Genomic DNA, 10,366 nt, shown 5'->3' with positions numbered 1-10,366 from the left:
CTCTACCGGCACAAGGGCACGGGCGTGCCGCGACCGATCAAAGATATCCACAAGTCTTGGGGACGGGCGTTGGAGCGCGCAGGGCTCAAAGGCCGGTATCGGTTCCACGACACCCGGGCAGCCTTCTGCACGGCGCTGGCGGAACTCGGGGCGAACGCGACCACGATGCGCTACATCAACGCGAGTGACTCGCGCCTCCGCGAGACAGTCGGGCGCCTCCCCTGCATCGGATATCCACAATAGATGGCGACCCCGGCAGGAATCGAACCTGCAACCTGTGGATTAGAAGTCCACCGCTCTATCCGGTTGAGCTACGGGGCCTGAACTGGAAAAGTCCCTAACAAAACTCCCTAACGAGGCGCACCGGTAAACCTAAAAGGTTGGCGATTTGAATAAGACAGGACATATAGCCCAACTGAATAGAAGTCCGGTGCTCTATCCTGCTGAGCTACGGGGCCGAGGGCGGTGCCGGGGCGCCACCTTGTTGCGCCACGCCTAGTGGGTCCAGGCGCCGACGCGGTTGTATTTGAAATTGTCCGCATAGGCGAGCGTACGGCGCTTGGGTTGCTTGGGCTGCTCGACGCGGTAAGGGATGCCATTGCGTTCGCAATAGGCGACCGCCTCCTCGCTCGTTTCGAAGGAGAGTTTTACCTGCTGCGTCATGTCGGAGGAACTGGTCCAGCCCATCAAGGGCTCGACCGTTCGCGGCGTGGACTGATCGAAAACAAGGACCCACTTCTTGGTGCGCGCGGTGCCCGAAGAGGTTGCGCCACGGGCGGGTTTGAAGATGCGAGCGGTCATGCTTGGCCTCAGATCCTTCGAAACGTCCCCATGCCCGGCGAACCGGGAATTGGCCATCTGGTCGGGGCGGCAGGATTTGAACCTGCGACCCTCTGCTCCCAAAGCAGATGCGCTACCAGGCTGCGCTACGCCCCGATGATGATCAACACGTTGTCAACTAGGCGGTTTGCGAACGGATGGCAAGCCTCTTCGACCGCGCCACACGCAGTGCCGACATGCGCAATATCATAGGGCGATACGATTTATAATTGCTGAACGCCGGAAAGGCCCGATTCACTGTGCGAATAGAGGGTGGTCGATGCGATCCCCGGCTGTGATGCCGAGCCGATCACTGATGCCGGCATTGATCTCGAACACGGCGAGAACCGGCTCACCGGACGAAATCGAGCGCTCCGAGAGCGGCTCGGTATCGCGTGCAATCCGTGCGATGGAGCCATCGGCGCGCACGAACAGCATGTCCAGCGGGATATAGGTGTTGCGCATCCACATCGAAACCATGTCAACGCGTCCGAAATCGAACAGCATGCCATGATCTTCCGGCATCGAACGGCGATACATCAGACCACGCGCGCGGCTTTCCGGCGTATCGACCAGTTCAATCGAGAATTCATGCCGATCCGCACCACTGACAATGGTCAGCGAATCGGTATCCTGCGCCCAAGCCGCCTGGTGGGAACCGGGAAGGGGCATTGCAAGGGCGAGCAGCGCAGCCGCCAGCAGCGCAATAACAACGAACCGATTCACGGTCGGGCGCAACAACAATCCTGCTAAACCGCGTCCCGAAGACATTGTGGCGCATGGCGCGCGCCGCAGCGAGATTTTGATCATCATTGCGAAACCAGCCTCAGTGGGACGCGGGCAACCGCCCCTCAGGCAGTCGCACCTCAGCTGCCATCAGCCCCTTGGGCCCATCGCCATAGCGCACCAGAACGGTCTCTCCGGGCTGGAGTTCTGCGATACCGTAGCGGCGCAGGGTCTCCATATGCACGAAGATATCCGGATTCCCCTCCCCGCGGGTCACGAAGCCGAAGCCACGCAGGCGGTTGAACCATTTCACGACGCAAGGCTCCAGCGGGCTCGTCGGCTCAACGGTGACATGGGTGCGCGGCATCGGTAGCTCGGAGGGATGCAATGCCGTTGATTCATCCATCGAAACAAGCCGGAAAGCCTGGAAGCCCCGGCTACGCCGCACGGCCTCGACGACGACCGTGGCGCCCTCATGCGCTGTCTGAAAACCGGCCTTCTGCAAGCAGGTCACATGGAGCAGTACGTCCGGCCAGCCGTTGTCCGGCACGATGAATCCGAAACCCTTTGCCACGTCGAACCACTTGATCCGACCGGTAATCTCGAAGAGTTGAAGTTGCGCTTCCGCCGCCTGCGCGTCAGCGGTGACACCCTGATCGCTGACATGACCCGCCGCAGCCGTGTCGCGTGACGGATCCGGGTCGTGTTGCGCGGATGTGGCGACACCCGGTTTGTGCGGATCATGGTTAGACATATACTCACCAACCGAATCGCGACGACAATGTAATCTTAACCATAAGATACCATTGCTGTGCAATTCTGAAAGCCCGAATTGGGTGCAGTCCCTGTCTTTCATTGCTGCGGTGCGAAATCAGGGGTTGCGCGCATTGCATCCGAACGTCGCGTCGGTCTTTCGCGATGACGACACCAGGATCCGGAGACCTGCCCTCATGGCGATTCCGACGCGCTTGCGCCTCGATGCGCTCGATATTGCCCGCGGTGTGCCGATTCTGGCCATGGTCATCTACCATTTCGCCTGGGATCTGAGCTTTCTCGGTTTCATCGCCACGGATGTGGGTCGCGAGCCCGGCTGGGTCGCCTTTGCGCGCGCCATTGCGACGAGCTTTCTGGTGATCGTCGGAATCAGCCTCGTATTCGCGCGCGAAGCCGGGCAGAGCTGGGCGAAATTCGTGCGGCGCCTGGTGAAGATTGCGGCAGCGGCCGGCGCGATCACGCTCGCAACGATCATGGTCTTTCCCGATGCCTTCATTTTCTTCGGCATCCTGCACATGATCGCAGCCGGCAGCATCCTCGCCCTGCCCTTCCTGCGCGCGCCGGCGCTGCTGACGCTCGCGGCGGCGCTGGTGGTCTTCGCCGCACCGCAGTTTTACGGCTCCCCCGCCTTCGATACGCGCTGGCTCGCCTGGATCGGCTTCTTCGAGACCCCGCCCCTGACGAATGATTTCGAGCCTGTCTTCCCCTGGTTCTCCGCCGTGCTCGTCGGCGTCGCGGCAGGACGAATCGCCTTCGATCGCGGCCTTGTCGTGTATCTCGCGCGCTTGCAGATACGCAGCCGACCGGCGCGCTGGCTTGCCGTTGCCGGGCGCTGGAGCCTCGTCATCTATCTCCTGCACCAGCCGGTCCTGCTCGGTGCGCTCTACCCGCTTTCCATGGTGACGAGCGTTGCCCCGGCGACGTTCATGCAGGCTTGCGTGGCGGAATGCATGGCTGTCGGCACCGACAACACGATCTGCGCCCCCGCCTGCGCATGCACGCGCGACGCGCTCGTGCGTAATGGATTCGAGGGCCTGCTCGATGCGCGAAGCATAAGCCCTCAGGAACAGGCGCTGATCGACGATATTGCCGGCCAGTGCTTCCGCGCCGCTCGCGGGCGCGATCCAACCGCCGCCGCGCCGCTTGATATCAGCCCCTGACATCAAAAAGGGGCGCGCCGTCGGCAGGCGCGCCCCTCATGCGGTCATCAGATGGCTGCCGCAGATCAGTTCGGCAGGCTGTCGGCGATGCCCTGCACGAAGAAGTTCATGCCGCGCACCTGATCATCCGAGAGAACGCCGTCACCCTCGCACGGCACTTCCGAGCCATCCTGCGCGATGATCGGGCAGGTGAAGGGGTTCAACTCGCCTGAACGGATGGCTTCTTCCGTCGCGGCAGCGCGCTCAGCCACATCATCCGGCATGTTGGTATAGGGCGCCATGCCGATCATGTCGGCAGACAGACCACCCCAGGTGTCGCTCGGCTCCCACGTGCCGTCGATCACGGCTTGCACACGATCGACGTAATAGTCGGTCCAGTTGTTGACGATCGAGGTCAACAGTGTATCGGGGGCGAAATCGATCATGTCGGAGGCTTGGCCGAAGCCGTAGACGCTGCGATCAGCGGCGGTCTGCATTGCAGCCGGGCTGTCGACGTGCTGGGCGATGACGTCGGCGCCCTGATCCATCAGCGCGCGGGCGGCGTCGGTCTCGCGGGCCGGGTCGAACCAGGCGTTGACGTAGACGACACGCAGTTCGATATCCGGGTTCACCGATTGGGCGCCCAGAATATACGCGTTCATGCCCGCAGTGACTTCCGGGATCGGGAAGGCGCCGATATAGCCGATGACGCCGCTCTCCGTCATCTCAGCCGCGATCTGGCCGAGGATGTAGCGACCCTCATGAAAGCGCGCATTGTAGGTGGCGACGTTGTCCGCACGGCGGAAGCCCGTGGCGTGCTCGAACTTCACGTCCGGGAAGCGCTCGGCCACGCGGATGGTGGGCTCCATGTAACCGAAGGACGTGGTGAAGATCAGATCGTGGCCGGTACGGGCCAGTTGCTCGATCACACGCTCGGCATCTCCGCCGGACACGCTCTCGACGAAGGTCGTCTCGACCTGTTCGCCGAAGGCTTCCTCGATTGCAAGGCGACCCTGATTATGCTGATAGGTCCAGCCGAAATCACCGACCGGCCCGACGAAGACGAATCCGACCTTGACCGGCTCATCGCTCTGGGCCTGGGCTGGTACAGCGCCGAATGCCATCATCGCGGCAAGCGCGCTGGCAGCTACAAAATCCCGTCTTTTCATGACGACCCCTCTTTTTGATGGTTCCAACAGATTGGCATGCCCCCGAAACCGGCGCAATGCCACAGAAAACAGCTTTGCTTCAGCACGTTACGGCAGCATCTGCAGCACAATAGTTGTGCAGCCTGCCGCACGCCTGTGCGTCGCTAACGGTCCGGCACATAGGGTTGGCCGAGCGAACCCGGTGCCCCGACGCCGCTCGATCCGCGCCGCGCCGAGAGGATCACCAATGCGATGATCGTCGCGAGATATGGCACGGCGGAGAGGAACTGCGAAGGCAGCCCGAATTGCGCCGCCTGCGCATGCAGTTGCAGCACTGTCGCGGCGCCGAAGATATAGGCGCCGACGAGCGCCCAGCCGGGTCGCCAGGCGGCGAAGACAACGAGTGCCACGGCGATCCAGCCGCGCCCGGCCGTCATGTTCGGCGCCCAGAAACGGGTATAGACCAGCGAGAGATAGGCGCCCGCGAGTCCCGCGCAGATCCCGCCGAAGACCACCGCCATGAAGCGCACCTTCAGGACCGGCAGGCCGAGGGAATGCGCCGAGCCGTGGTTCTCGCCGATGGAGCGCAGCCGCAAACCCGCGCGCGTCCGCATCAGGAACCATGCCACACCGGCGACGAGCAGCAGCGAGAGATAGACGAAAATGTCCTGCGAGAAGACGGCGCTGCCCAGGATCGGCAGATCCGAGAGCAGCGGGATCTTCAGGCTCGGTGTGGGCGGCAGCCGCTCACCGACGAAGGGTGCCCCGATCACGCCCGACAAGCCCAGCCCGAGAATCGTCAGCGCCAGTCCGGCGCCCACCTGATTCGCGGCAAAGCCGAGCACCACCAATGCGAACAGAGCCGCCATCAACCCGCCCGCCATCATGCCGAAAGCGATGCCGATCCAGGTTGAATCAAACAGAAAGGCGCCGACGAAGGCGCTCACCGCCCCCATCGCCATCATGCCCTCCACCCCGAGATTGAGCACGCCAGCGCGCTCGGCCACGAGCTCGCCAATCGCCGCGATCAGCAATGGTGTCGAGGCCATGACGATGGTGAAGAGAATGGCTTCGAAAGTCGTCATGCGCGCGCCCTCACGATCCGCAACCGATTGCTCACCAGTGCATCCGCCGAGAGCACGCAGAGCAGCACCAGCCCCTGGAAGGCAAGCGCGAGATCGAGCGGCAGCCGCAGCATGATCTGCGCGTTCTCGCCCCCGATCAGGATCAGCGCCATGATGAAGCCGGCGACGAGGATACCGATCGGATTGAGCCGCCCGAGAAAGGCCACGATGATCGCCGTGAAACCGTAGCCCGGCGAGATCGAGGGCTGCACCTGGCGCAGCACGCCCGAGACCTCGATGATCCCGGCCAGCCCAGCCAGCCCGCCGGAAATGCAGAACACGGTGATGATGGTGCGCGCCTGCGAGAAGCCGGCGAAACGCGCGGCGCGCGGCGCATCCCCGCTCACCCGCAAACGGTAGCCGAACAGCGTGCGCCCGAGCACGATCAAGGTCACGATCACCGCGATCAGCGCGAAGATCACGCCTATATGTACCCGCCCCATCCCGGCGATCGCAGGTAACGTCGCGGCGGTGTCGAAGACGACGGATTGCGGGAAGTTGAAGCCCATCGGATCACGCCAAGGGCCGCGCACCAGATAATCCAGCAGCAGTTGCGCCACATAGACGAGAAAGAGCGAGGTCAGGATCTCGTTGACGCCGAAGCGCACCCGCAGGAAGGCGGGAATCGCTCCGTAGAGCGCGCCGCCGATCATGGCGAGGATCATCATAAAGGGCAGCACCCAGATCCCCGCATCGGTGCCATAGGTGGCGAGTGCAAGCCAGGAGCCGAAAATGGCGCCGACGATGAATTGTCCCTCTGCCCCGATATTCCAAAGATTGGCGCGAAAGCAGTAGGACAGGCCGATGGCGATGATGACGAGCGGCGTCGCCTTCATGGCGATCTCGCGCAGCGACCACGGGTCAGTGAGTGGCTGCAAGATATAGACATCGAAAGCTGCGACTGGCGAGCGGCCCATCCCCCAGATCACCAGCCCGGCAATGGCGAAGGAGACGATCAGCGCCGCGACCGGCGCGAGCGCGCGCGCCCACGCCTTCGGCTCCACTCTCGGGACGAGTTCAATGCGCATCTTGCGGCGCGACCCCCATCATTTCGAGACCAACCGCCTCACGCGTCCATTCCCCCGTCGGCCGCAGCCGGCTGACATGCCCCTCATGGATCACCGCCATGCGATCGGCGATGGCGAAGAGCTCGTCGAGGTCCTGGCTGATCACCAGCACCGCCGCGCCTTGTGCCGCGAGATCGATCAGCGCCTGGCGGATCACCCGCGCCGCGCCGGCATCGACGCCCCAGGTGGGCTGATCGACAACGAGAAGTTTGGGGCCGCGCACGATCTCGCGTCCGACCACGAATTTCTGCAGATTGCCGCCTGAGAGTTTGCGCGCCAGTGCATCGGCGCCTGGCGTGCGCACGTCGAAATCACCCACCACCTTCGCCGCCATGCGCCGCGCCTTTTCGAAGGCGATGAACCCGCTGTTCACGATGCCGCCGATCGCGTGGTGCGACAGCACAGTATTGTCCCCGAGTCCGTGACCCGGCACGGCGGCGTGGCCGAGTCGCTCTTCCGGGACGAAAGCCCCGCCGAGCTTGCGCCGGGCATCGATCCCCTTGAGCCCCACGGCGATCCCGTCGATCACCACGGCGCCGGGTTCATCCGCCGGCCTCTCGCCGGAAATCGCGGCGAAAAGCTCGCTCTGGCCGTTACCGGCAATGCCCGCAAGGCCGACGATTTCACCGGCGGCAACGGCGATGTCGACATCGCGCAAGGGGCGCTCATGGATGGAGCGGGCGGGCATTGAGAGGCTCTGCACCTGAAGAATCTCGTCATGCCCGCGAGCCTTCGGCAGGCGCGCCACATCGCCGACTTCCTGCCCGACCATAAGCGCGGCGATCTCCCTGGCACTGTTGTCGCGCGGATCGAGGCTGGCGACGACCTTGCCGCCGCGCAGGATCGTGGCGTCGCGACACAGCCGGCGTACCTCCTCCAGCTTGTGCGAGATGTAGAGAATCGCCCTGCCCTCGCGGGCAAGCTTCTCCAGCGTTTCGAACAGACCTTCCGATTCCTGCGGCGTGAGCACCGAAGTCGGCTCGTCGAGGACGAGCAACTTGGGATTCTGCAACAGGCAGCGCACGATCTCGATGCGCTGGCGCTCGCCGGCGGAGAGCGTCCAGACGCGGCGATCCGGGTCGAGCGGCAGGCCGTAGCCCTCACTCACCTGCTTGAGGCGCTTGCGCACCGCGTTGAAGGAGAGATCGGTCAGAGCGACGGCGACGTTTTCCGCCACCGTCATCTCGTCGAAGAGCGAGAAATGCTGAAAAACCATACCGATGCCAAGATTTCTTGCATCGACGGGTGAATTGATCTCGACCCGCTTTCCCTCCCAGAAGATCTCCCCGTCTGTCGGCTCGATCACCCCGTAAAGGATCTTCACCAGCGTGGATTTGCCCGCCCCGTTCTCCCCCAGAAGCGCGTGCACCTCGCCGGGCGCAATCGCGAAATCGATCGCGTCATTGGCGACGAGATTGCCGTAATGCTTCGTGATGCCCTTCAGCGCGACGAGTTTCTCGCCAGAGGAGGATTTCGGGGAGGATGAGGCGGACAAATCGGTCTTGCTCACTCGCTCAGGGGCTCATCACCGTGGCCCCGGTGGTCTCACGACCCTCGAGCGCCTTGTGGACATCGACCGCATCGGCGAGTTTGGCGCGATGGTGGACGGGGATCTTCACCGCGCCGCTTGCGACCACATCGAACAACTCGCCAGCAACCTCCTCCAGATCGGCCCGTTTCGCGATATGCGTGAACAGCGTCGGGCGGGTGGCGTAGAGCGAGCCCTTCTGGGCCAGCAGGCCGAGATTGAAGGCCTCGATCGCCCCGGAGGCGTTGCCGAAGCTCGCAAACATCCCGAACGGGCGCAGGCAGTCCAGCGATGCCGGGAATGTCGCCTTGCCAACGCCGTCATAGACGACATGGCAGCGCTCGCCTTTGGTGATCTCATCGACGCGCTTGGCGAAATCCTCGTCGCGATAATAGATCACGTGGTCGCAACCGTTCTGCATGGCGAGCTCGCCCTTCTCGCGCGAGCCGACCGTGCCGATCACCGTGGCGCCCAGATGCCTGGCCCATTGGCAGGCGATCAGGCCGACACCGCCGGCGGCGGCGTGGAAGAGGATGGTGTCGCCTTTCTTCACGCGGTAGGTCCGGCGCAGAAGATATTGCGCCGTCATGCCTTTCAGCATCATCGCCGCTGCGGTCTCGTCATCGACGCCGTCCGGCGTGGCGACGACCTTGTCGGCCTCGAGCAGCCGTTCCTCGGCATAGGAGCCGAGCGTCGCGGCATAGGCGACGCGGTCGCCCTCCTTGAAGCGGGTCACGCCCTCGCCCACCGCGGTGACCACGCCCGCACCCTCGTTGCCGGGGGTGAAGGGAATGCTCGGCGCCGGATAGAGGCCGGATCGGAAATAGGTGTCGATGTAATTGACGCCGATGGCCGTGTGCTTCACCCGGATCTCGCCAGGGCCAGGGTCGCCGATGGCGACGTCTTCGTAGCGCATGACTTCCGGTCCGCCATTCTCATAGATGCGGATCGCCATGGTCTTTGACATGGGCCGTCTCCTCCCTCGTTCGCTTCGGATCATAGGATGCGGGACAGCCCTACCGCAACGTCCATCGCGTCGTCAGAGGCATTTGCTCACAGGCCGATTGCATCGCGCAAGGGGGCGAGCCCCACTGCCGAGACGGACAGGGCGGCGCCGGCGGCGATCATGGCGAAGCCGATCGCATTGGGAAGGCGCTGCGAATCGAACATCTTCTCCGCTGCCATGATCACGGCGAAAATTGCCATCCAGAGAATGTTCATGGCGCCGAGCACCACGAGCAGCCCCATCATCGCCCAGCAGCAGCCGACACAGAGCAACCCCTGATGCAGGCCGAGCCGGAAGGCGGCGGGATTGCTCGTCATTGCCGCCCCGCGCTCCTGCGTGAATGGATGGCGGATCGTCACGAGACAGGCGCGCTTGAGCGGCGAGAACTGGTAGAATCCGGCAGCGCCGATCACGGCTCCTGCGAGAATCGTCGCGGTCGCAGGCGGCAGGACGATGCCGGACAAAGCGGCCGAGATGAAGGCCTGCGCCGTTGCCGCCACGATCGCCACGATCACCCAGACGGCGAGGTACCCCGCCGCCACGGCCAGCGGCGATGCGGCACGGGTCCGGTCGCTCAACTCGTTCTCGACGCGATCGGCGAAACCGACGATCAAAAGGCTCGCGGTCGGCAGCATCATCGCGACGCTCATGGCGATCCACATGCCGATCGCCACCCCGAGCCGCGAGAGCATTTCCGCCGTCGAGCGCGAACCGAGAATATCGGCGGGCGCGCAGAGCGCCTCCATGAACGCGGCGGCACCCGCAGACATGGTAATCGCTTCGGCGAACATCACCCCCCAGCCGAGCGCCGTCAGCAGAATGAGCACCGTGATCGCCACCGGCATCGGTTGCAGGATCGGGCCGAATTTTTGCCTGAACGCCGTCATGGACGCATGCTCCCTCGCGCAGGAAACCGATACTTTCGTGACGATCTCCTAGTCCGTCCATTGAAGCCGCTGCATTGATCGAAAGCAAGCGCGTGCTTTACTCGGCTCAGCGCCGCGCGGCAGATCCCCGACCTTCCCCGAGCCATGC

At 63.7% G+C, this 10,366-nt stretch carries 11 protein-coding genes and 2 tRNA genes; 2 read left to right on the top strand and 11 right to left on the bottom strand.

Annotated elements, in window-relative coordinates; all coding sequences use genetic code 11:
* The coding region (locus VKP01_RS11265; RefSeq protein ID WP_324412321.1) for a hypothetical protein at nucleotides 1-243 on the top strand (243 nt) is incomplete at its 5' end.
* 1 nt (nucleotide 244) lies between these two features.
* Here the strand turns inward: VKP01_RS11265 and VKP01_RS11260 are convergent.
* The 5 genes from VKP01_RS11260 to VKP01_RS11240 all read right to left on the bottom strand — a co-directional run bounded on the left by VKP01_RS11260 (nucleotide 245) and on the right by VKP01_RS11240 (nucleotide 2,299).
* Nucleotides 245-321, bottom strand: a tRNA-Arg gene (locus tag VKP01_RS11260).
* A 174-nt stretch (nucleotides 322-495) separates the two neighbouring features.
* Nucleotides 496-801: an ETC complex I subunit gene (locus tag VKP01_RS11255; protein ID WP_324412319.1), complete on the bottom strand. Its 306-nt coding sequence runs from the start codon at nucleotides 799-801 to the stop codon at nucleotides 496-498.
* A 58-nt stretch (nucleotides 802-859) separates the two neighbouring features.
* Nucleotides 860-936, bottom strand: a tRNA-Pro gene (locus VKP01_RS11250).
* Nucleotides 937-1,074: 138 nt separating this feature from the next.
* Entirely contained in the window at nucleotides 1,075-1,491 is a 417-nt protein-coding gene (locus VKP01_RS11245) for a DUF192 domain-containing protein (RefSeq protein ID WP_324412323.1), read from the bottom strand.
* A gap of 154 nt (nucleotides 1,492-1,645) precedes the next feature.
* Entirely contained in the window at nucleotides 1,646-2,299 is a 654-nt protein-coding gene (locus VKP01_RS11240) for a cold-shock protein (RefSeq protein WP_324412317.1), read from the bottom strand.
* 196 nt (nucleotides 2,300-2,495) lie between these two features.
* Here VKP01_RS11240 and VKP01_RS11235 point away from each other — a divergent pair, with 196 nt between their 5' ends.
* A complete protein-coding gene (locus tag VKP01_RS11235) occupies nucleotides 2,496-3,479 on the top strand; it encodes a heparan-alpha-glucosaminide N-acetyltransferase (protein ID WP_324412315.1) in 984 nt (327 codons plus the stop codon).
* A 65-nt stretch (nucleotides 3,480-3,544) separates the two neighbouring features.
* On the opposite strand, the gene VKP01_RS11230 is transcribed toward VKP01_RS11235, so the two are convergent.
* The 6 genes from VKP01_RS11230 to VKP01_RS11205 form a co-directional block, all read right to left on the bottom strand.
* Nucleotides 3,545-4,627, bottom strand: a complete 1,083-nt coding sequence (locus VKP01_RS11230; protein WP_324412313.1) for a BMP family ABC transporter substrate-binding protein — start codon at nucleotides 4,625-4,627, stop codon at nucleotides 3,545-3,547.
* Nucleotides 4,628-4,770: 143 nt separating this feature from the next.
* Nucleotides 4,771-5,691 carry an ABC transporter permease gene (locus VKP01_RS11225; protein WP_324412312.1) on the bottom strand — a complete coding sequence of 307 codons (921 nt, stop codon included), beginning with the start codon at nucleotides 5,689-5,691 and terminating at the stop codon, nucleotides 4,771-4,773.
* Nucleotides 5,688-6,758: an ABC transporter permease gene (locus VKP01_RS11220; protein WP_324412310.1), complete on the bottom strand. Its 1,071-nt coding sequence runs from the start codon at nucleotides 6,756-6,758 to the stop codon at nucleotides 5,688-5,690. The genes VKP01_RS11225 and VKP01_RS11220 overlap by 4 nt, the downstream gene beginning before the upstream one ends.
* Complete coding sequence (locus tag VKP01_RS11215) at nucleotides 6,748-8,307, bottom strand: ABC transporter ATP-binding protein (protein WP_324412308.1); 1,560 nt, start codon at nucleotides 8,305-8,307, stop codon at nucleotides 6,748-6,750. The genes VKP01_RS11220 and VKP01_RS11215 overlap by 11 nt, the downstream gene beginning before the upstream one ends.
* A gap of 4 nt (nucleotides 8,308-8,311) precedes the next feature.
* On the bottom strand, nucleotides 8,312-9,292 hold the full coding sequence (locus VKP01_RS11210; RefSeq protein ID WP_324412307.1) for a quinone oxidoreductase: 981 nt from the start codon (nucleotides 9,290-9,292) through the stop codon (nucleotides 8,312-8,314).
* Nucleotides 9,293-9,378: 86 nt separating this feature from the next.
* The gene (locus VKP01_RS11205) at nucleotides 9,379-10,218 is read right to left on the bottom strand and encodes a DUF2182 domain-containing protein (RefSeq protein WP_324412305.1); all 840 of its coding nucleotides are present in this window, start codon (nucleotides 10,216-10,218) and stop codon (nucleotides 9,379-9,381) included.
* Between the last annotated feature and the right edge of the window lie 148 nt (nucleotides 10,219-10,366).

The organism is Saliniramus sp. (genome assembly GCF_035311605.1).
GTDB lineage: Bacteria > Pseudomonadota > Alphaproteobacteria > Rhizobiales > Beijerinckiaceae > Saliniramus.
Note: the sequence above shows the minus strand (reverse complement) of the source record. Positions and strands in the feature narration are given on the sequence as shown.